At 36.8% G+C, this 22,961-nt stretch carries 17 protein-coding genes; 12 read left to right on the forward strand and 5 right to left on the reverse strand.

The genetic code is table 11. The features are described 5' to 3' along the window. Positions 1–113 precede the first annotated feature (113 nt). Genes QF044_RS16260 through QF044_RS16270 form a run of 3 tightly spaced genes read left to right on the forward strand, consistent with a single transcriptional unit; the run spans position 114 to position 2,512 of the window. The gene (locus QF044_RS16260; protein ID WP_307269443.1) at positions 114–1,439 is read left to right on the forward strand and encodes a hypothetical protein; all 1,326 of its coding nucleotides are present in this window, start codon (positions 114–116) and stop codon (positions 1,437–1,439) included. A gap of 17 nt (positions 1,440–1,456) precedes the next feature. Next, positions 1,457–2,041 (forward strand): DUF6705 family protein, encoded by a 585-nt coding sequence (locus QF044_RS16265; protein ID WP_307269447.1) that lies wholly within the window; start codon positions 1,457–1,459, stop codon positions 2,039–2,041. Further along, positions 2,042–2,512, forward strand: a complete 471-nt coding sequence (locus tag QF044_RS16270; protein ID WP_307269450.1) for a hypothetical protein — start codon at positions 2,042–2,044, stop codon at positions 2,510–2,512. It abuts the gene before it with no gap. Positions 2,513–2,551: 39 nt separating this feature from the next. On the opposite strand, the gene QF044_RS16275 is transcribed toward QF044_RS16270, so the two are convergent. Beyond that, positions 2,552–3,712: a putative sugar nucleotidyl transferase gene (locus QF044_RS16275; protein WP_307269452.1), complete on the reverse strand. Its 1,161-nt coding sequence runs from the start codon at positions 3,710–3,712 to the stop codon at positions 2,552–2,554. Between the two features lie 303 nt (positions 3,713–4,015). Next, complete coding sequence (locus QF044_RS16280) at positions 4,016–4,267, reverse strand: type B 50S ribosomal protein L31 (protein WP_040997690.1); 252 nt, start codon at positions 4,265–4,267, stop codon at positions 4,016–4,018. A gap of 182 nt (positions 4,268–4,449) precedes the next feature. Here QF044_RS16280 and QF044_RS16285 point away from each other — a divergent pair, with 182 nt between their 5' ends. From QF044_RS16285 to QF044_RS16310, 6 genes are all read left to right on the forward strand, one after another. After that, positions 4,450–5,859 (forward strand): hypothetical protein, encoded by a 1,410-nt coding sequence (locus QF044_RS16285; protein WP_307269458.1) that lies wholly within the window; start codon positions 4,450–4,452, stop codon positions 5,857–5,859. Then, positions 5,859–6,185 (forward strand): nucleotide pyrophosphohydrolase, encoded by a 327-nt coding sequence (locus QF044_RS16290; protein WP_034731670.1) that lies wholly within the window; start codon positions 5,859–5,861, stop codon positions 6,183–6,185. Before QF044_RS16285 ends, QF044_RS16290 begins: the two co-directional genes overlap by 1 nt. A gap of 87 nt (positions 6,186–6,272) precedes the next feature. Further along, positions 6,273–7,496, forward strand: a complete 1,224-nt coding sequence (locus QF044_RS16295; protein WP_307269465.1) for a 3-phosphoshikimate 1-carboxyvinyltransferase — start codon at positions 6,273–6,275, stop codon at positions 7,494–7,496. Between the two features lie 19 nt (positions 7,497–7,515). Further along, positions 7,516–8,001 (forward strand): hypothetical protein, encoded by a 486-nt coding sequence (locus tag QF044_RS16300; protein WP_307269468.1) that lies wholly within the window; start codon positions 7,516–7,518, stop codon positions 7,999–8,001. 15 nt (positions 8,002–8,016) lie between these two features. Further along, positions 8,017–8,691: a hypothetical protein gene (locus tag QF044_RS16305; protein WP_307269471.1), complete on the forward strand. Its 675-nt coding sequence runs from the start codon at positions 8,017–8,019 to the stop codon at positions 8,689–8,691. 136 nt (positions 8,692–8,827) lie between these two features. Continuing rightward, complete coding sequence (locus QF044_RS16310) at positions 8,828–9,814, forward strand: phosphatidylinositol-specific phospholipase C (RefSeq protein WP_307269473.1); 987 nt, start codon at positions 8,828–8,830, stop codon at positions 9,812–9,814. A 105-nt stretch (positions 9,815–9,919) separates the two neighbouring features. Here QF044_RS16310 and QF044_RS16315 read toward each other — a convergent pair whose 3' ends face one another. The 3 genes from QF044_RS16315 to QF044_RS16325 all read right to left on the reverse strand — a co-directional run bounded on the left by QF044_RS16315 (position 9,920) and on the right by QF044_RS16325 (position 16,240). After that, the gene (locus QF044_RS16315; protein WP_307269475.1) at positions 9,920–11,749 is read right to left on the reverse strand and encodes an alkaline phosphatase; all 1,830 of its coding nucleotides are present in this window, start codon (positions 11,747–11,749) and stop codon (positions 9,920–9,922) included. Between the two features lie 69 nt (positions 11,750–11,818). Next, positions 11,819–13,327, reverse strand: coding sequence for a RagB/SusD family nutrient uptake outer membrane protein (locus QF044_RS16320; protein WP_307269477.1), 1,509 nt, complete (start codon positions 13,325–13,327; stop codon positions 11,819–11,821). 24 nt (positions 13,328–13,351) lie between these two features. Further along, entirely contained in the window at positions 13,352–16,240 is a 2,889-nt protein-coding gene (locus QF044_RS16325) for a TonB-dependent receptor (protein ID WP_307269481.1), read from the reverse strand. A gap of 394 nt (positions 16,241–16,634) precedes the next feature. On the opposite strand from QF044_RS16325, the gene QF044_RS16330 reads away from it, so the two are divergent. From QF044_RS16330 to QF044_RS16340, 3 genes are all read left to right on the forward strand, one after another. Continuing rightward, the gene (locus QF044_RS16330; RefSeq protein ID WP_307269483.1) at positions 16,635–17,423 is read left to right on the forward strand and encodes an SDR family oxidoreductase; all 789 of its coding nucleotides are present in this window, start codon (positions 16,635–16,637) and stop codon (positions 17,421–17,423) included. 168 nt (positions 17,424–17,591) lie between these two features. After that, positions 17,592–19,196, forward strand: a complete 1,605-nt coding sequence (locus QF044_RS16335) for a hypothetical protein (protein WP_307269486.1) — start codon at positions 17,592–17,594, stop codon at positions 19,194–19,196. A gap of 586 nt (positions 19,197–19,782) precedes the next feature. Continuing rightward, a complete protein-coding gene (locus tag QF044_RS16340; protein ID WP_307269489.1) occupies positions 19,783–22,959 on the forward strand; it encodes a SusC/RagA family TonB-linked outer membrane protein in 3,177 nt (1,058 codons plus the stop codon). The last annotated feature ends 2 nt before the right edge of the window (positions 22,960–22,961 follow it).

The raw sequence follows: 22,961 nt of genomic DNA on the forward strand, positions 1-22,961 counted from the left end.
AGAAAAATAATACGGAAATCAGTAATTTCTTACTGTATTTTCTCAAATTATATTTCACACATTTGTAGAGTTATAAAAAATATATATATTTAACTCATTAAAAACAAAAATGCATGAAGAAAAATTTTATTTTCCGGCTCCTGCCGTTGATAGCACTGGCTATTAGTCTACAGTCCTGTAGGACAAGTGAAGATTATCTTTCTGGTAATGAAGAGCCTTCTTACTCAAATAAGTTTCAGGTATTTTCTTCAGCCAACAAAGAACCTGTAAATTATGCTCAGGGATTTAAAACACTCTTGGAAAACTATGACCAGATCAATGGCACCAACTACACCAAAGCCTCTTTACTGAAAAAAGGAAACTTCAAAAAAGGTGAGTCTGAGTATGTAGAATTTAAACTCTATTCCCAGCAAATGCTTTTGGACGATGGAGAACGTTGGGTGGTGTATCCCATTATCAAAAACAATCAGGTGGACGGCCTTATGGTTGGTATTCTTAGTAATACCGAAACAGAAGTGGAATTCAGGAAACTGAATTCCGGAAGTTCTTACTATACTGAAGTGATAGAGATATTCCGCATCGCTTTTATGAAGAATACTCTGAAAAAAGGGTTGCTAAATAAGGGAAGCGGTTGTGGGTTTGAGGAGGATGATGCCTGCGGTATTCCTGATATTATAATATCTCCACCACCGAAAAATCCAAAACCTACAGGAGGTGGGCCTAAGGGAGGATGTACGGGGTATAATAACTGTTTTGACCCAAGCGGAGGAAGCGGAGGTGGAGGCGGAAACAATACGCCCACTCCCGAGCCACCAGTAAATCCTTGTGAGAAATTGAAAGCTCAGAATCAAAATGCTAATTTCAAAGCAAAAGTTGATAATTTAAAGACCAAAACTAATAACTCTTCAGAAAGTGGCTATAGAGTAGGAAGCCCTCCACCGGGATCAGGTCAGACGACAACCCAATATCAGGAATTAAGCAATAAACCAGGAACCAATAAACTTGATTTTAAAATTTTTAACACAACATACGGAATCATGCATTCTCATTATGATGGTTTAATTCCTATATTTTCACCGGGCGATATTAATTTGTTTATACAATTACTTCAAAATGCACAAACTAATAATATACCATTAAGTGAAGTTTTTCTATCTGTGGTTACCAGCCAGGGAGTATATCAGCTGAGAGGAGATGGCATTGATGTTGGTAGTCTTAGTATGTATACAGACGCTCAAATCGAAACTTTTAATAGCATTTATTCAGAGAGTATGGGGAATCCTAATATTTCAGCAACAGATTTACAAAAAGAATTCCTTAAATTTATGAAAGTCAACATGAATATAGATGGAGCAAAGCTCTACGAAACAGACAGTGATGGATCTAGTAAACAACTAGTGTTGAACGGAAATAATTTATCAACTCCAAATTGCCCTTAATATTTAAAAATAAAACAATGAAAAAGATATCAATTATACTATTAATTTTAAGTATTAATTTAATTTTTGCACAGCAAATATTTCCATTGAATGGCAGTATGGTAGATCGTCCTAATGCAGCATATTATAAGGATCTAGATGGTGAGCTTAATCAATATGTAGGGACTTGGAAAGGGACTTGGGAAGGGAAAACTTTATATCTTGACTTAAGAAAGATAAAAAAAAGGAGGACAGCAAGTGATGGCAGTTATTATGATATAGATAAAATACTTGGTGAACGTAAAATAATTTCTTCTAGTGGTTCTACGGAAATAGATAGAATAACTAATTTTGATGAAAACTCGCCAGAATTTAATGGCATTTTTGGTCAATATAAAAACTTCGCTCAGAAATATTTATTATTTCAACCTAAAAATATGTGTAATGCTACCGCTAATGTAAATATTACGTTTATCGATGTACAAAAAACGCAAATAAATTTACACTATGAGCATAACCCAAGTGGCATCAATGAATCCTGTCAATACTATAATCAGATTATGGTGCAAGGACAAGAATGGCCTTTTAATTTTCCAAAAGATATCGTTTTAACAAAACAATAGATGAAAAGTTTTTTATTAACAATCTGTTTGTTAGCTCTGCTGACTTCATGTACTGCAAAGAATGTTAATTCTGAGTTCATTCAGTTTAATCATATGAATGCTGTTGTAATAGGAGGAGATAAATTAACAATTACATTGATTCCTACTTACAAAAAGAGAAAAAGACCTGTAATAGTAAAAATCTTTAGAAGAGGAGAGCACTTTGATAATAAAAGAATTTCTGATGAGCAGTATCAGCAAATTTCTGATATTATTTTAAACATAAAACAAGAAGAACTGGAATTGCCAAAAAAACAAAATTATGTTATTGGAATCTTAGATGGAGATAGTAATTCGATTTACTTTAAGAAAGATAATACGGAGAATAAATTCTATACTCATGGAATTTCAAAAGAATATCACGGGAAATTTTATGAAGTAACAGAACTTATTTTAAAAGCTGCAAATCTTAAAATAAAAAATATAAACTAAAAAAACAAAACCTCAGAAATTCTGAGATTTGTTTTTTTATTAATATGTATCAAAAATATATTTCAAAATACCCTTATCCTCATCCGTTAAAGCCACTTTTCGTCTTGCCATCGCCTTCTCAGCGACTTCATATGCTTTATCCAATTTAAACCTTTCACTATCTTTAAATCCACCCCATGAAAAATTCTCAACAAGGTTTGGCGGAAAGCCCGGTTTAAAAATATTGGAAGCAACTCCTATTACCGTTCCTGTATTCAGCTGAGTATTGATCGCTGTTTTAGAATGGTCTCCCATAATAAGACCGGCAAACTGAAGTCCTGTGTCTTCAAAAGCTTTTGTTCTGTAGCTCCACAATTTGACATGGCTGTAGTTGTTTTTAAGGTTGGAAGAATTCGTATCCGCTCCGAAATTGCACCATTCGCCGATCACGGAATTCCCTACAAAACCTTCATGCCCTTTACTTGAATAGCCAAATATAATGATGTTGTTCACTTCACCACCTACTTTACAGTGAGGGCCAACCGTGGTAGCTCCATAAATTTTAGACCCCAGATTAAACTTAGAATCTTCTCCTAAAGAGATTGGTCCGCGGAGATTGCAGCCTTCCATCACCTCAGCATTTTTCCCAATGTAGATCTTTCCTGTCTTTGTATTGATCGTAGAAAATTCTATCTGAGCACCTTCTTCAATAAACAGGTCTTTTTTATCACCTAAAAATCCGTTGGTAGAAGACAATTCCTGTGACATTCTTCCTTCAGTAAGCAAAGCAAAATCAAAATCAATCGCCAGATGATTATAAGTAAATAAGTCTGCCGGTTTTTTAAAGAAAGTTAATTTCTCTTTTATATCCGTCATCTTTTCGATCTGGTTCAGCGAAAAACCTTTCATATTGATTTTAGCAGCGACCAGTTCATCTTCATACACAAGAGCTTCCCCTTGTTTAAGATCTTTGATTTGCTGGATTACCGTTTCAGTCGGAAGAAAATTGGTTACCAGGAAAAGACTTTCCTTATCTTCCGGACTTTTAAATTTATTCTGAAGGTAATTTTCTGTGAAATAAGAGACTTCGGTATTTCCCAGGATCTTTTGCCATCGTTCTGAAAAAGTAAGGATCCCACAGCGCATTGCGGCAACCGGACGGGTAAAGGTTAGCGGAAGAAAATCTTCCCAATACTGGGCATCTGAAAATACTAATTGCATTGTAATATAGAAGTTAGAGATTAGAAGTTAGAAATTAGAGCCAGAATTCATCGTTTACAATGAACTTACAAGATTCAATTTCTGCTTACAACAAAAATACAAAAATAGCTGGAATGGAAAACTAGAGATTAGATGTTAGAAGCTAGATATTAGTTTATGGAAGCTTTATTAAAATGCCTGCCTGGAAAGACGACGATTTCCAATCATCAAAATAAAGTATAAACTGTAATGTATTACTAATTTCTATATCAAAAAAAAGTCTTCCAAAAATTGGAAGACTTCAGTATGTTGGGTAACAAAAAATTACTTAGCGAATTTTTTGTATTTGTTCATGAACTTATCAACTCTACCTGCAGTGTCAACTAGTTTCACTTTACCAGTGTAGAAAGGGTGAGAAGTTGAAGAGATTTCCATTTTGATCAATGGGTATTCTTGTCCTTCATATTCGATAGTGTCTTTTGTTTCTGCTGTAGATTTGCAAAGAAACACCTCGTCGTTACTCATATCTTTGAAAACAACAAGTCTATAATTTTCTGGGTGGATTCCTTTTTTCATAATACAATTTTTAAAAAATTAAAGTTTGCTTTCGAAATAGTAATGGTATTTCTCTGCTAATTTTAGGCTGCAAAAATACAACATTTTTTTAAATATCCAAATACTGTATCCAATTTTTTTTTATTGATAAGAAATTCAAAGTATTTTCGTTAAATTTGAAATCTATTTAAACTTTAATTTCGATGAAATTCAAACTATTACTGGCTTTTTCTTTCTGGATGCTTCTTGTAGCGGTATCATGTAATAAGGACGATATTACTTTTGATGCTCCTTCACAGCAGTTAAGTTTTTCAAGAGACACGGTATTCTGTGATACGGTTTATCATCAGGTACGCTCGGAAACTTATTTTGTAAAGGTATATAATAATGAAGACAAAGATATTATGATCCCGAGGATTAATCTGGAAAAGGGAGGTGCATCATTATACAGGATCAATGTAGACGGAAAACCGGGGTTTGATTTCAAAGACGTTCCTTTGAGAAAGAAAGACAGCTTGTATATTTTTGTTGAAATAGCACCCCAGGCTACAGGCCCTGAAGCCATCGCCGAAGATAAAATTTTATTCAACAGTGGTGCGGGACAGCAACATGTCACTTTATTTTCTGTAGTTCAGGATGCTGAATTTTTCATCGAGACCCCAGGCAATCCTAATGTAATTTCCACTCATACGACATGGAACAAGGATAAGGCAAAGATCATCTACGGAGATCTTACTGTTAATCCTAATATCACACTGGATATTCAGCCGGGAACTAAAGTTTATTTCCATAAGAACAGCGGTATGAAAGTTTCTTCGGGAGCCACTTTAAATATTAATGGAGCTTTGAACGACGAAGTAATCCTGCGTGGTGACAGAAACGACCCGTTCTATGATACGATCCCTAAAAACTGGAATTCTATCCGAATGGAAGCCAATTCTAATCTTAATATGAATTTTGCCAGACTTTTCGGAGGAACAAGGGGACTTGATATGAAACAGAACACTGCCAATATCAGCAATTCATTCATCCATACCTTCTTTGAGTATGGCATTTATGCGGTAGGCTCAACAGTCACTGCTAAAAATTTAGTAATGAATAATTGTGGCGAATCGTGCATCGGAATCTTCAGGGGTGGAAACCACAGCTACACGCATGCTACCATTGCGAATTATTCTAAAACAATGGGATCGTTCAACAGAAACGGAATTACCGCAGCCAATGAATGGAAAAATGCTGCAGGAGCTACGGAGCAAGGTGCACTACAGCGTCTTGATATAAAAAACAGTATCGTCTTTTCAGACAGGGATAATTCTGTGAATCTGGAGCAGACTCCGGGACAGCAATTTGAATTTCTGATTCAGAATTCACTGATCAAATATTCCGGAACATCAGAAGCCGGGTTTAATTTTGACACCAGTCCTAATGTAATCCAGAGCCTTAAGAATCAGGAGCCGGAATTCCTTAACTATTTTGCTGCAAAAATGAATTTAAGAGTAAAAACGTCATCTCCTGCAAGAGGAAAAGGAAATGTAACGGTAGCAGGTACTGTACCTTTTGATATCGTGAATGTATCGAGAACAACCAACCCTACCCTTGGAGCGTATCAATAATGGAAATCACACAGCTACAGCAACAGGTTGACGAATGGATCAAAACTATAGGAGTCCGTTATTTTAACGAACTGACGAATATGGCTATGCTTACTGAAGAAGTGGGTGAAGTAGCCCGTATCATTGCCAGAAGATATGGTGAACAGAGCGAAAAAGAAAGTGATAAAAGCAAAGATCTCGGGGAAGAATTGGCAGATGTATTATTTGTAACATTATGTTTGGCCAACCAGACCGGAGTGAATCTGCAGGAAGCTTTCGACAAAAAAATGAAGATTAAGACTGACCGTGATAAGGAGCGGCATCAGAATAATGAGAAATTAAAATAAGATTTCAGATGTGAGATTTCAGATAACAGACCGGAATTCGTCTGTTATCTGAAACCTGTTATCTGATGTCTCCAATTTGAAGAAACAATGAAGTTAGAAAAATCAAAATTATCGGCAGATAAAACAGTTCAGATCAGCGGTTCGAAAAGTATTTCGAATCGTTTGTTGATTTTGGAAAGTTTATTCAAAAACATACAGATCGGGAATTTATCCAATTCCCAGGATACACAGCTGTTGAAAAAGGCATTATCTGAAAACACGGAAACCGTGGATATCCATCATGCAGGAACGGCTATGCGTTTTCTTGCTTCCTATTATTCAATATTTGAAGGAAAGACGACTGTCCTTACCGGATCAAAAAGAATGAAGGAAAGACCGATCAAAAATCTGGTCAGTGCCCTGAAAAACTTAGGTGCAGAAATCGAATATTTAGAAAATGAAGGTTTTCCGCCTTTAAAAATTACAGGAAAGAAGATCACACAAAGACAGGTGAATGTTCCGGCTAATATATCCAGCCAGTTTATTACTTCCTTGCTTTTGATTGCTGGAAAACTTGAAAACGGACTGGAAATTAATTTAGTCGGTGAAGTAACCTCACGTTCCTATATAGAAATGACGCTGGATATTCTGACAAGATTTGGCATTAAAAACAGCTTTGAGGGAAATACTATTAAAGTGGAACCTTTTGATGTTAACAGTGAATTGTCTGCTAGTAATTATGAGGTAGAGAGCGACTGGAGCTCGGCTTCTTATTTCTATTCAATTTGTGCATTGGGAAGAGAAACTATTCATTTAAAAAGTTTTTATAAAGCGTCTACTCAAGGAGATTCTGCTATTGCTAAGATCTATGAAGACTTTTTTGGCATTAAGACTATCTTTACTGAAGATGAGCATAAAATTACACTTCAGCCTCAACCGGATTTTGTTTTCCCGGAAAAAATTATTCTGGATATGAACAACTGTCCGGATATTGCCCAAACCTTGTGCGTAACGGCTGCTGCATTAAAAATTCCTTTTGATATTTCCGGGCTGGGAACTTTAAGGGTGAAAGAAACCGACAGACTTCAGGCTTTATATAATGAACTGAAAAAACTGGGTACTGAAACGGAAATCACAGATTTAACCATCAAGTCGGTGAGTTTTGGAGAACCGGAAGATCATATTTCTATCGGCACTTACCAGGATCACAGAATGGCCATGAGTTTTGCCCCCTTCTGCCTGATTAAAGAACTTAATATTGAAGAGGAAGATGTTGTAGAAAAATCTTACCCAATGTTCTGGAAGGATTTGGATGATGTAATGATCCATTAATTTGAAAAATATTTATGTGATGAGAAAGTATCTGCTATTTTTTTCTCTGCTGGCACCAATGCTTTTTTGGGCGCAGTATCTTTTACCTAATGAGGAAACTGTTTTTTCATTTCAGACCAAGAATGGGAAAGTCATGTCTTTAGTTAAAGACAAAAAAAATGAATATATTCAGTACAGATTTGGAAGCAAAGACCATGTTGATATGGAATTTCCCTCTGCAAGAAATAAGGAAAGCTGGAAGCAGTTTACATACAGCTCTTATCATAGAGGTGGCGGAAAGCAAAACGCAGGCATGGATCTCAACTATCTGACATTTACCAAAAACAACTACAAATATCAACTTTACAGGACATATTCCGCAGAAGATGAATCATTTTCTACCGGGATTACCGTTACTGACAGTAAAGGAAAAGAAACTGATATTACAGGAGTTTATAAGACCATCAAAGGTTGCATGTGTAATCTGGAAGACACAGAAGTAAAGAAAGAAGATTTTGGTTCATAACTTAATCCTGTTAAAATGAGACAACTTTTTTCTCTCGCTATTTCTTTGTCAGTCGTAGGATTTCACGCGCAAACCCTGAAGAATTTTTCTGTTCCTAAAGGTTTTCAAAAAATTGCAGAAGCTAAAGGTGATCTTGATAAAGACGGAAAAGACGAAACCGTAATTATTTTTAATACGGATAAAAAAACCAAGCTGAATGACCGCGATAATTTCCTGAGATCATTTTTCATCTTAAAAGACGTAGACGGTCAACTGAAAATATGGAAGGAGAACAACTCAGTTCTTTTTTCCAGCGGAATGGGATTTTATCCTGAAGATAATGCGCCTCCGGAAATATCCATTAAAAACAACAGCGTTTCCATTACCCAAGTATTTAACACCAATTCCAGGCATACGCAGACCTATAGACATACCTTCAGATACCAGAACGGTGATTTTTACCTCATCGGTTCCCATGATAGATTTGAAGATACGTGTGATTTCAATTATCTGAATGAGATCAATTTTTCAACGGGAAAAGTCGTTATAGATGAAGAGCATTCTTCCTGTGATGAGGAGGAGAAAGATATCCCGCAAAATGTTCATAAAGAGTTTATCCATCATTTTAAAACCTTGATCAGAATGAATGATTTCAGGATTGGAGAAAACAAATTTAAAATAGCCGGTTCAGATAAGGATTTTAGTTTCTGAATGATTCATAAAAACCCAATAGATAGCCTATTTTAATACAACTTAATTATCTCTTAAAGTTGAATTAACTTCTCTTGATAAGATATATACTTATTTTTAGTCAAATAAAAATTCGATAAACTATATTTAATCAAACATGAGATCTTTAACAACTTTTTTACTTAGTATTACAACGGCAGGCATGCTTTTATCCTGTTCGGAAAGAATGGCTGAGATGGATTCTGATAACAAAACTCTGACCCTTAATCAAAAAAATAGTGAAAGAACATCTTTAACTCCAATTGAGGCCAATAGCTGGATGTCCGGGCTGAATGATAATATTTCAATTTCTAAAATTTCTATTCCCGGCACCCATGATTCGGGAGCAACCAGAGAGGTTCCATCCAATAGTGGTACAGCGAAAACCCAAAACCTTACCATTAGTGAACAGCTTAATGCGGGAGTCCGTTTCCTGGATATCCGTTGCAGACACATTGATAACTCGTTTGCTATACACCACGGTGCTATTTATCAGAATTTAAACTTTGATGATGTACTCAATGCATGTTATGCATTTTTAGAAAGCCATCCTACAGAAACAATCATCATGTCGGTGAAAGAAGAATATGATGCCTCAAATACCACCAGAAGTTTTGAGAAAACGTTCGATACCTATACTCAGAAAAACCCTTCTAAATGGGATTTGGGAGCTAATATTCCGAAACTGGGTGATGTAAGGGGAAAGATCAGATTATTAAGAAGGTTTCCAGCAGAAGTTTCTAAGGGAATTAATGCGACTGCATGGGCAGATAATACGACATTTGATATTAACAATGGTGCAGATGGACAGATAAAGGTTCAGGATTATTATAAAGTAACCAACAATGATGATAAATGGTCGAAGGTCTCAACACTGCTGACTGAGGCAAAAAATGATACTGGCAATAAGCTTTTTATCAATTTTACGAGCGGATATAAACCTTTATTATTTGGAATCCCGAGTATCCCTACAGTTTCCAACAGTATTAATCCTAAGGTTAAAACATTCTTTCAAACAAATACCCAAGGATCTTATGGGATCATGCCGATTGATTTCGTCAACGCTGAATTGTCTACACTGATCATTAACACAAACTATAACTAGATTGTTGAAATTATAACTTTAGCGCATAAAATGGAGTCTTTAGTTTTTAAAGACTCCATTTTTTTATAAGACCAATCTATACTTAAATAAAATCAATAAGTCATCTTAGTGTTGAATTCCATATGCCGATAATATCTTATTGAAGATCTCCGTATTTTCAAACAGTCCTGTAAATTCCTGAGAATTGGGTCCATAAGCAAATACACTGGATGGAATGGATGTATGATCATTGGTACTGAAATTTCCGAAAACCCAACCTTCTTTAAGACTTCCGTCCAGCAAAGTTAAACCTCCGGTTTCGTGATCTCCTACTACCACAACCAATGTTTCTTTATTTTCATCGGCAAACTTCATGGCTTTTCCTACGACATGATCAAAATCCAGCAGCTCTGTAACCAGCTGTTCAATGTTATTACTGTGCCCGCCACCGTCTGTTTGCGAAGCTTCTATCATCATGAAAAATCCTTTTTTATTTTCTTTCAGATCATTTAAAGTAAGATCAAAAGCATCAGCCAGCCAGTTCCCTCTTCCATTGGTAATTCTCTGTGAAGCCAGAGGATCTATTACCAATGTACGGTTGTTTATTTTGCTCACAGATTTCAGGTCCTGATAGAAATCTATTTTGGCTTCTTTAATTTTTTCTCTGTTCCCTTCACTCAAACCACTTGTGGGACCTCCGATTAAAATTTTTGTTTTGGAACTTACAAAATCTCTCAAAATGGGTTCTGAACTGTTCCTGTTATCTGAATGGGCATAGAAATCTGCAGGCGTCGCATCGGTAACATCTCCGGTAGAAATCAATCCAGAAACCATTCCTTTAGCCGCAATAATATCTGGAATCTGAGCCAGGGCTTTTCCTTTATCGTCAACGCCTACAAATGTATTTTTTGTTTTTACTCCTGTTGCAAATGCTGTTGAACCCGGAGCGGAGTCTGTAATATAGGCATTAAAAGAATTAGTTTTGGAAAGTCCTGTAGACTTCATATTAAAGACATTCAGCTTCCCTTTGTTGGCCGTAAAAGCTGCATAATACTGAGGCAGAGAGGTTCCATCCGGAATCAGAAGAATCACATTTTTCACTTTTCCGCTGGTCCTGTCTGTTTTATAAGTGGGTGTATATACTTCATACCCTTTTTGATTCTTATAAAAGTTTTTAGGAATCATATTCATGAACTTTTTCAGATCAGGGATATGATCGGTATTAATATAATCCGCTCCCATATCCATTAAATTTACCCATGCATTCGTAAAATCAGGAGCTCCGTAAAAACGTACCGGCTTATGCTGAGCGTGCGCTTTTTCAACAGCTGTTCTGATCTTTGCTGTTTCTTCATCCCTTGGAATCCCTTTTCCGTTCCATTTTACCAGATCTGCAAAGTCTGCACTGAACATTCCGATTCTATTCAGCTGGCTGGTGGTATAATTTGTATCAAGGTCACCATCAAAAAAGAGATAATTTGGATAGTTTGTAAAATCATCAGGCTGTGGTCTTCCTCCTGTAATTACAATTTTAATAGTCTGGGAACTGGTAATTTCGGGATATTTTTTCAATGAATTAACCAATGCATTCAAAGAGGTCTTATAATCCTGCTTGATATCGATCAGCAACTGTAGCTTTTTATTAGCATCAGAATAAATATTTCCTTTATTCAGTTTGATCTGTTTCAAGATCGGATCAAGATACAGGCTTTCAAGTGTTCGCGCTGGTAGCAGTTCCTTTTCCGTATGGGCTACCCATAATTCACCCTTTACCAGGAAAACATCTGCCTCAATAGATCCAAAATTAGCATAATAAGCCTGCCAAAAAGGAATCTCCTGCATATAATCATTATGTGAATGTGCATTGCCAACATTATAGCTCAGATAATTCTGTGCCTGGTTTTGAGCAAATACACCAAAAGCCAATACGGCTAATACTTTTTTTGATAATTTCATAATACTATTAAAAAAACTGTATCACTGCAGGGTTTCCACAATGATACAGTATATATTTATATTAAAATTTTACCACCCTTCATTTTGCTTGATCACCCCATGGCTGTTGACAATCTCAACCTGCGGAACTGCCCATACATTGTGGATGGCCGGATTGAAGTTTCTTGCAGCCCATACTTCCTGGCCATTAATACCATGCAGTGGTTTTGCATAAGTCGTTTTGGCATCACCCCAACGGACAAGGTCCCTGTGTCTGTCTGCCCACTCTCCTGCCAGCTCGCAGCGTCTTTCATGCTTCAGATCAACCATCGTACATCCTGTTTTGGGTGCAAGACCGGCACGTACTCTGATCAAATTGATTTCTACATCGGCATTTTGTCCCTGTTTCAGCAAGGCTTCCGCTTTAATAAGGATTACTTCTGAATAACGCATGATAGGAACAGCTAAATCTGTACATGGATAATCTCCATTGGCACTGACATGTCCGCTGTTTAAAGTATATTTAAAAGCATCCATATATTTATTAAACTGATAACCTGTAAGAGAATTGGTGGATGCATAGGTTCTTGGTTTTCCGTTAAAGGTAAACTGATCTCCCAGTTTCAGGATCGTTGCACTTCTCCTGAGATCTCCGGCTTCATATTCATCATACAATTCTTTAGTTGGCTGAAAATATCCCCATCCGTTATACTCTCCCCACCCTTTGTTTTCAAGCATTACTCCTGGAAGAATACTTCCCCATGAGGTAAACTTGGGCGTTCCGGGAATAGACCAGATATATTCTGAGCTGTAATTATTTTCAGATTTGAAAACATCAGCAAAATTCCCAAGCAGCTTTCTGTTTCCTTTAGTCATTACTTCATTGGCCCAGAATGCAGCGTTATTCCAGTCTTCCATGAACAGATATACTTTTGCAAGAAGTGCCCATGCCGCAGCCTTATGCGGTCTTCCATAATCTTTAGGAGAAAGCTCTTCCTGTAATGGCAGTAATTCTGCAGCTTTCTTAAGATCATTGACGATATAATTATAATTTTCTTTTACATTGGCCACTCTTGGAATAGGATTCGGATCCGGTTCTTTAGTCCGGTCAATAATCGGGATCCCTGATTTTTCGTTTCCATAATTGTAAGCCAGCTCAAAATACATTCTGCTGCTCATAAATAAGGCTTCCCCCAGATATTTATTCTTAACAGCTGCTGAAGCCTGGATATTATCTACATTGCGGATGACACGGTTTGCCACTCCTATCACATTGAATCTCTTATTCCATTGGGTCTCCAGATCTCCTGCTGCGATATAATTACTGCTGAAATTTTTAGCATTATCCGCTTCACTTTTTGCTCTTCCTGTTACCATATCATCGCTGGCATTGATAAACCAGAAAAAACCTCTTCCGTAAAATTCTCCGTCAAACAGAGGTTTATACATGGCATTAGCACCAGTCACAAGATCATTTTCCGTTTTCCAGAAACTGGCTTCTGTAGGAGTTCCCTCCGGTTGAATATCAAGTTCATTGGTACATGAGACCGTTAGAGCTGCTATACCTGACAGTAAAATTATTTTATTGAAAAATTTCATTGTATTATTTTTTATTGTTAAAAACTATAACCCCACTTCTACCCCGAAAATAAATGACCGTGACTGAGGATATCTACCTGTATCTACTCCGTAAGTATCCATTCCTACCTCCGGATCAAAACCTGTATACTTGGTAATAGTAAATAGATTATTGGTCGTTACATAAATTCTTAGTCTGTTTACACTGATCCTGCTGTAGATTTCTTTCGGTAATGAATAACCGATGGTAAGGTTTTTCAGTCTCAGATAAGATCCGTTCTCAACATAGAAATCGGATACTTTGGAATAATTACCACTGGGATCACCATGTACAAGTCTTGGAATATCGGTATTGGTATTCTGTGGTGTCCATGCATTCAGTATATCCCTATCCATATTGTAATTCTGCCCTGTTCCTCCTGGATTCAGTGAAACAAATTTCATCCCGTTGAAAATTTTATTCCCGTAAACTCCCTGGAAGAAAACGTTAAGGTCAAAACTTTTCCAGGTCATATTGTAAGACAGGCCGTAGGAAAATTTAGGATAAGGATTTCCAAGATTCACAAAATCATTATTATTTAAGACGCCCGTATTTCCTTCTTTTTTAAGGAATTTAATATCTCCCGGCTTTGCATTCGGCTGGATAAGATTTCCGTTGGCATCTTTGTAATTGTTGATCTCTTCCTGTGACTGGAAAATCCCTCCGGTTTTATAACCATAGTAAGAATATAATGATTCTCCTACTTTTATACGGGTAGGTTTCAGTACTCCTCTCACCCCATTAGTGTTGATAAAGATCTCATCCACATCAGCCAGTTTTTTCACCGTATTTTTTAGTTGACTAAACGTAACTCCTACAGAATAAGTGAAATCCTCCGTTCTTTTACCGTTATAATTAATCCCTAATTCATATCCTTTATCCTGAAATAGCCCGGCATTGATATACTGATTATTGTAAGTAGCCGTACTTGGCAAGCTCACATTAAAAATCTGATCTCTGGAATTCTTTACGAAATAATCGAATTGCAGTGAAAGGTTGTTATGAAGGAAAGATGCATCCACACCAAGATTGGTCTGTTCAGATTTCCCCCATTTTAAATCCGGATTTGGACGTGTTGTTGCATAATACGCAATGTTCTGTGAAGGGTCCTGTCCAAAAATAACATTATTATCCCTGGTCATTAATGGATTAACTGCCTGCGGAGAAATACCGCCAAGGTTTCCTAAAATACCATAACTTCCTCTTAATTTCAGATTCGAAAGCCAGGAAATATCCTGCATAAAGTTTTCTTTCGATACTACCCAAGCCCCAGAAAGTGCATAATAATTAGCAAACCGGTTCTGCTTCGCAACCAGTGAAGAGCCGTCTCTTCTGCCTAATAAGCTGATCACATACTTCCCTGCATAATCATAATTAACCCTTGCCAGATAAGAGACCAAAGCCTGCTGGTATTTATAACTGGAAACGTCTTTATTGGTATCTGCTGCATTCTGAAGGTGCTGGAAAACTTCCGACTCACTTCTGAAATCATAAGCTTTTGCCATAAATCCTTCGTCAATCGTTTTCTGGAAAGTGAATCCGCCCAGGAAATCAAAATTGTGCTGTCCAAAACTTGCTTTATAGGTAAGGAGCTGTTCAGCTAATGAAGTGGACGAATTATTTGACTGATATTCTAAATTATTGGTGTCGAAAATCTTTCCAACTTCAAGCACTCTGTAGGTGAAGTTTTTAATAGTCCCTATTTTGAAAGTCTGTGAGAAATTGGATCTGAATTTCAGATTTTTAGCCAAACTGATTTCCGCATAAGGATTGATGAGAATTTCATGGGTAGGATTTCTGATGCTGATTCTTTGAAGATAAGCTACAGGGTTAATCATGTCCCCATAGCCGCCGGCCACATCAATGGGTAATCCGGAAAAAGCTCCGGAAGATGTATAGGCAGGAACATTGGGAGGGTAATACATGGCTGCTATTAAAGCTCCGGTGTATCCGCTTTTCGTATCTGCTGTATTTCCGTCAGAGTAATTGTAGTACATATTTTCCCCGATCGTCAGCCAATCTTTTACTTTATGTTCAGAATTGACTCTGAAATTATAACGTTTTGCCTGGGTGTTTAAAAGAATCCCTTCAATATTTCTATGGTTCATTCCCACAAAAAATCTTGATTTATCACTTCCCCCACTCAAATTAACATTATATTCCTGAATGGTTCCTGTACGAAAAATTTCTTTCATCCAGTCTGTCCTCGTAATTCTTCCATCCGGATATTTCTCAGGGTTGAAAGCTATCGGAAGACTGTTCAGTTTACCCGCATTTTCATAAGCTTTATACATGACATCCTGAAATTCTGCTGCATTTAAAGATTCCTTCATCTTCCAGGCATTATTCACTCCGTATTTGACATCAAAATCAACAGTAAGATTTCCTTTTTTACCCCTTTTAGTGGTAATAAGGATTACCCCGCCTGAAGATCTTGCTCCATAAATTGCCGCTGAAGCGTCTTTAAGTACAGAAATATCCTGAATATCATTGGGATTAATGGAAGGGGTTCCGTTGAAAACAACCCCGTCTACCACATATAGAGGTGTCTCTCCGTTGATTCCTCCCAGGCCACGGATATTCACCTTTGGTGTTCCGTTAGGATCTCCGCCTTCGTTGATCACGGTAACACCGGGAGCCTTTCCCTGAAGCACTTCCCCTACTCCTGATAAAGACCTGGAAGTAAGTTTATCCAATGAAGCTTCAGAAACTGCACCAGATACTTTACTCTTCTTTTGGGTCCCGTACCCTATGACAACAACCTCATCTATGGATTTTCCCTTTATACTGTCCTGTTGTTGGGATAATACCATTGGTGAGACAGATAAAGCACTTATTAACAAAACCCGACCTGTAAAATAAGTTACAGATACCGGGATTTTAAATACATTCATTTCATCCTTTTTTATTAGATGCAAAATTAGAGCAGGTTTATCCGGGAGTTCATTAAGATTTTCTTATGCTTTTATTAAGAAACATTAGCTGTTTTTATCAACGTCTACTAATCAAAAGAAAACAAACATCTATTAATCAAACAGATACACTTACTAAACTAATCATTTCATTTGGATTACTTACCTAAGTGTTTATTAAATTTGTTTTAAGTTTAAATCATCCGGTTTATCGGATCCAAAAGACGAATCTATTTTATGCTGTAATAAATAACAGAGTTCATTATTCTTTTTTTACATTTGCTAAAAATACCTTTTACGCTGAAATACTTGATAAAGAGGAGTTCATCAACGTCCGAAGGAAAATTATAAAGTCTAAAAAATTATAAACAATTCAATGACGATCATCATCACTGGAACCTCATCAGGAATAGGTTTTGTACTGGCCGAATATTTCGGGGAAAAAGGCCATAAAGTATACGGTTTGAGCCGAAAACATACGGAAAGCCAATATTTCAGATCTATACCAACGGATGTAACCGATAACTTTGCCGTTCAGAATGCCATCGCTGAGGTTTTAAAAACAGAATCACGAATAGATGTACTGATCAACAATGCCGGAATGGGAATGGTGGGCGCTGTGGAAGATTCTACAAAAGAAGACATTTTAAAACTGTTCAATCTGAATCTTGTAGGCTCTGTCCAGATGATGAGTGCCGTTCTTCCGAAAATGCGGGAAAATAAATTCGGAAAAATCATCAATATTTCCAGTATAGGAAGCGAAATGGGACTTCCTTTCCGTGGCTTTTATTCTGCATCAAAATCTGCACTGGATAAGGTAACGGAAGCAATGAGGTATGAAGTTTATCCCTGGAACATTGAGGTCTGCTCACTACACCTGGGTGACATTAAAACAAATATTGCTGAAAACAGAGTAAAAACTGAAGTTTCCCAGCCCTATAAAAGTGTATTTGATAAAGTTTACGCTTTGATGAATTCGCATGTCGGTGACGGAACTGAGCCTCTTGAGGTAGCCACTTACGTTGAAAATCTTTTGAATAAGAAGAAATGGAAAGCACACTATTACTTTGGGAAATTCGGGCAGAAGATCGGGGTTCCTTTAAAATGGATACTTCCTCAGGGAACCTATGAGAATTTAATGAAGAAATATAATAAACTGGACTAATTTCAGTTATAAAAAATTATTTAATAATAATTTAAACCATTAGACCTATTTAGCTGTTGAGAACTTTTAAGCCAGCTTCACTTTTTGTTTTATCTTAAAACTCAGAATGATCAAACTTAACTCAACTTCTTTTTTTAAATAATATCTTAACGGTTTAAGCAATTTGAATTGAAGCTTTTTCTAAAAATATTTTTTATCCTGTCCTGCGTTTTTGTACAAGCGCAGAAAAAGCAGTATTGGCTTATTGATACGGAAACCAATGTCAGAAAAAAAGTAAAGGATTCTGTTTCTGCTGTGAAATTTCTGGATTCTCTGTCCCAGAGCAATTACTTCTTCACCAAGCTGAAAGATGTAAAAATGAAAGGTGACAGCACAGAAATTTTCTACGATAAAGGAAAAAACTTTAACGAAACCTATGTGGAGCTCTCAGATTCTATTGCGCAGAAATTAAAAATTAAAAAAGATTTTTACACTAAAAATTTAGATTCTACCAAGAAAAGCATTAACAAAAAATATATTGATGACGGTTATTCCTTCAGCCGTCTTAAATCTAAATATAAAGGCCAGAAAAACGGTTATCCGGTAATTGAGCTGGATATTAATAAAAATGATAAGCGTAAGATCGACGGCTTTGTCGTGAAAGGTTACGAAAGAGTTCCAAAAAGATTTATGAAGAATCTTGAAAAAGAATTCAAAGGAAAAAACTACGATGATAAAAATCTTTTAGCCATCAGCAAAAATTTCCAGAGCCACGCTTTCGTTACACTGGAAAGGCCTCCCCAAACATTATTCACCAAAGATTCCACGAGTATTTACCTGTTCATGGAAAAGAAAAAAACGAATACTTTTGATGGAGTAATCGGTTTCGGGAATGATAAAACAGAAAAATTTACCCTGAACGGAACCCTGAATGTGAATTTCAGGAATATGTTCAATGGTTTTGAAACAGTGAATCTGTACTGGCAGAGAAACCCGGATAAGGGACAGACTTTTGATCTTCAGACAGACATTCCATACCTTCTTAAATCCAATGTCGGAATGAACCTGAAAGTGAATATTTTCAGGCAGGATTCCACTTTCGCCAATGTAAAATTCCTGCCGGCTTTTTATTATCACATCAATAACCGCAATAAGATCGGGCTTAGAGGAACGCTTGAATCATCCAGTATCATCGATACATTATATGTCCAGGGGAAAGATTATAATAAAAAGGGACTTGGGATCTGGTTTGAAATGACAGAGCCCACAGATATTGATCTTTTTCTGTACAAAACAAGGGTCAATGCAGGTTATGACTACCTGACGACGACTTATACGAAAGATAATATTAAAGCCAACCAGAACCAGTTTTATTTCTTCGGGGAACACAATTACCATATTTCCGGCAACCATTTCCTTAATATAAAAGCTGAAGGAGCCATGATGGATTCTAAAGTGGAATTCTCTGCAAATGAGTTGTACCGCTTCGGGGGCTGGAATTCCATGCGGGGTTTCAATGAGAAATCCCTGGCTGCCGATTTTTATTATTACGCAGGCTTAGAATACCGGTACCTCATTGGGAGCCAGGCATTTTTTGATTTCTTTGGACAATACGGACAGCTTAATAATAAATCTTTAAATGTCAAGCCCAAGCTTTACAGTGTCGGGCTGGGATTTAATTTCTTTATTCCGATTGGGCTGATGAGTTTTCAGCTTTCTAATGGTAATGAATTTGGAAATCCTTTTAAATTTAATGATATTAAGATTCATTGGGGAATCCTGAGCCGATTCTAATTTTTTCTTTCACCATTTTCTCCGTAAACTTCATCGAATCAATTTTCAATTGATTCCTTCCTTATATTCCTAAAATGTAAAGAATGATTTTTAAACTTTATGCTTAAAAAAGATCTTGGTTTATTTAAAAAAATACAATTAAAAACTATTTTTAACGCAAAGTTTTTAAAGCTACACGTTCCAGTTTTAAGGGAGGCAAAGAGAGGTGGCTTCGCCAATTAAGCTAACGTTTTATCCATACGCTTCATCGAATCAATTTTAAATTGATTCTCTCCTTTGCATTCTTAAAATATAAAAGCATAATGCTCAAACTTTGCGTTAAAAAAATGGCTAGCCAATAAAAAACTACGGTTACAACATGTAAAAAATTCACTTCTCAGTATTAAGAAAGGGGACATTTAGTGAAAGGCTCGTTTTCAGAGGTTATACATATTAGTATAATAAACACAAATATTCAAATACAGACGCTCTTTCAGCTTTATTATTATGTTAAATATTTATGTTAAAAAATATTAAATGGTATTTTTATTTTAATACCACATTAAAATTCAGGTAACAGTACACTGCTAAATTTGTTCTCAAAAAAATGAAGAAGACTTTAGCTACTTTTGCTGTTTTTTTACTCCCCCTTTATCTTACTGCCCAAGAAATTAACATTTCCGGAAATGTAAAATCCGAAAACGGCTTCAGCGTCTCTGGAGTAAGCATCACCGACAAGAATACCGGAAAAACTACGGTAACCGATGAAAGCGGTAATTTTACAATTTCAGCGAATCCAAAAGATATTCTTGAATTTTATTCACCTGATTTTTCAATGTACACCGTGGAGGTTTCTTCCAAGAGACGGTATTCCGTGGTTTTGACAAAGCCCAATGAGAAACAGATCGAAGGCGTTGTGATTACAGCTTTGGGAATTGCCAAAAAGAAAGAAAAGATTGGATATTCCACTCAGGAAGTGGGCACGAAACAGTTTGAAACGATCACGACTCCAAGTATCGGGAATTTATTCTCAGGACAGGTAGCCGGACTGAATGTTTCCAACCCTACAGGAATGCAGCAGGCTCCACAGTTTACATTGAGAGGAAACTCTGATCTGGTCTTCGTCATTGACGGAGTGATTGTAGAGAAGGAAGTTTTCCAGAATCTTGATCCTAATAATATTGCGAATATCAATGTTCTGAAAGGGGCAACCGCTTCTGCCCTATACGGTTCCAGAGGAAGATACGGAGCTGTCCTGATCACCACGAAAAGTGCTAAAAAGAATGGCTTTTCTGTAGAATTCTCGCAAAATACGATGGTGACTGCAGGATTTACCAATCTTCCCAAAACCCAAACGGAATACGGAAACGGTTCTCATGGAAAATATGAATTCTGGGATGGAGCCGACGGTGGTGTAAATGACGGTGATATGATCTGGGGGCCAAAATTTGTTCCGGGACTGCAAGTGGCCCAATGGAACAGCCCGATCCGGGATAAGACAACGGGACAGGTGATTCCGTGGTACGGGGCAGTGACAGGAACTCAATATAATGATAAATCAAGATATGAAAGAGTTCCTATTGACTGGAAGTATCATGATAATTTAGATACATTCTTAAAACCTGCAGTAATCAATAATAACAGTTTTGCGATAAGCTATAAAAACAATAAAGACACTTACAGACTTTCGGGAAATTTCATGAATTATGATGACAGGGTTCCCAATTCTTATCTGCAGCGTTATGGAGTCAGCTTTTCTTCTGAAAATCATTTAGGTGAAAAACTGACCTTTGATACGAAATTCAATTTCAATCAGACTTTTACTCCGAATATTCCCAATTATGATTACAATCCAAGCGGACACATGTACACCATTCTGATCTGGATGGGAGCAGATGTAGACGGTAGAGATCTTAAAAATCACATGTGGATTCCCGGAAAGGAAGGTACTGCACAGGCGAACTGGAATTATGCATGGTACAATAATCCATGGTTTGGATCTGAATATTATAAAAATAAAAACAGGACCAATGTGATCAGTGCACAAACCGGCCTGGAATATAAAGCAACCGAGGATTTCTCTGTAAAAGGTAAGGTTTCGATGGTTGAAAATCACAATAAGCAGGAAATATTAAGTCCTTATTCCTATTTCAATTACAGCGCTCCAAGAAGCGGTGGCTATCTTCTGAATGACACTAAAACATGGAACCTGAATTCTGACATACTGGCAACCTACAAGAAAAAAATATCTGATAATTTTGACTTTACGATCAATGCCGGAGGTTCGATGTTTTATTATAAAAACAATATAGACAATGCCTCAACAGACGGTTTGAGGATCCCTGAACTATATGCACTGGAAAATTCTACAGGAGCTGTAAAATATTATGATTATCTTAAAGAAAAGCTAATCTACAGTGCTTATTCAACGATTGATATCGGATTGTATAATGCGTTTTTTATCAACATTTCGGGACGTAATGACTGGTCTTCCACGCTTCCAAAAGCAAACAGATCTTACTTCTATCCTTCTGCATCGGTAAGTGCAGTTATTTCAAATCTTGTAAAAATGCCTGAAGCGGTGAGTCTTTTAAAGCTATCCGCATCGTGGGCCAAAGTAGCTTATGACTTCCAGCCTTATTCGATCAGGAATTATTATTTTAATAATAAGGGAGCTACTTTCAACGGAAATCCTATGTTTAATTTTCCTACCATCCTGAATACGGAAAACTCTCTGAAACCGGAACAGACCAAATCTTATGAACTGGGATTAAGTGCCGGATTGTTTAAGAACAGGCTTACTTTAGATGTTACCTATTTCAGAACTTTAGATTACAATAATATCCTGGAATTCCCGGCTGCACCATCATCAGGATTCACTTCTCAATATGTAAACGGTAACGAATATACAACGAAGGGTCTGGAGATCTCTTTAGGAATGATTCCTGTAAAAACAGCTGATTTTACCTGGAGAACTTTAATCAACTGGAGCACTTATAAGCAGACACTGTCTTCTATCTATGATAATATGCCAAACTACAACAATATTAAATTAGGAGAAAGACTGGACAGCTACTATGATTACACCTGGAAAAAATCACCTGATGGGAAGGTTATTCTGGACGCAAAAACAGGAATGCCTACCAAAGCAGATGCTCCTAGTAATCTGGGGCATTTTAATCCGGACTGGACTTTCGGCTTTAACAATACATTCAAATATAAAAGGTTCACTTTAAATATCGGTATCGATGGCAGCATTGGCGGTGTCATGAGATCGCAGGTTGTAGAAAAAATGTGGTGGGGTGGAAAACATCCTAACTCCACTGCCTACAGAGATCTTGAATACGCAAATCCAGGAACTTATTACTTCGTGCCGGACGGGGTCAATTATAATGCCGCTAACGGAACCTATACGCCACATACAAACCCAATCAGCTTCCAGGATTGGGCTCAGAATTATCCTTATCAGGCAAGGGTAACAGAAGATGAAAGTGAATTATTCGCCAATGTTTTCGACAGGACATTTATCAAACTGAGATCTGTCGTATTGGAATATGACTTCTCTTATCTGCTTAATCCGAAAGGAATGATCAAAAATTTCACCGTCAACCTTTCAGGATACAATCTTGCCATGTGGAAAAAATCTAAAAACCTGTATTCTGATCCGGATTTTAAGATCGGAACAGGAAACGAAAGTAAAAACCGTGACAAAATTGGATCTGGAAATGATATTCAGGATCCTTCCAGCAGATGGATCGGAGTTGGTTTTAATCTTAAATTTTAATT

The organism is Chryseobacterium sp. W4I1 (genome assembly GCF_030816115.1).
Lineage (GTDB): Bacteria > Bacteroidota > Bacteroidia > Flavobacteriales > Weeksellaceae > Chryseobacterium.